This is a genomic window from Aeromicrobium phragmitis (assembly GCF_003674095.1).
Lineage (GTDB): Bacteria > Actinomycetota > Actinomycetes > Propionibacteriales > Nocardioidaceae > Aeromicrobium > Aeromicrobium phragmitis.
The window spans coordinates 1-284 of sequence record NZ_RDBF01000305.1 but is presented as its reverse complement, the minus strand read 5'-3'; the positions used below and the strand labels follow the sequence as shown (position 1 = coordinate 284).

General features: G+C 69.4%; 1 protein-coding gene. It reads left to right on the top strand.

Annotated elements, in window-relative coordinates; genetic code table 11:
• A partial coding sequence (locus tag D9V41_RS17475) for a carbamoyl phosphate synthase preATP-grasp domain-containing protein (RefSeq protein ID WP_133434260.1) occupies positions 1–284 on the top strand: 284 nt, incomplete at both ends.

Here is a 284-nt window from a genome sequence, read left to right as displayed (position 1 = left end):
CTCGCCAAGCGGCACGGGTTCAGCGACGCCCAGATCGGTGAGCTGCGCGACATGCGCGAGGATGTCGTGCGCGGCGTCCGCCACGCGCTCGGAGTGCGTCCGGTCTACAAGACGGTCGATACGTGCGCCGCCGAGTTCGCCGCCCGCACGCCGTACCACTACTCCTCGTACGACGAGGAGACCGAGGTGATGCCGCGCGAACGTCCGGCCGTGCTGATCCTCGGCAGCGGTCCCAACCGCATCGGCCAGGGCATCGAGTTCGACTACTCGTGCGTCCACGCCGC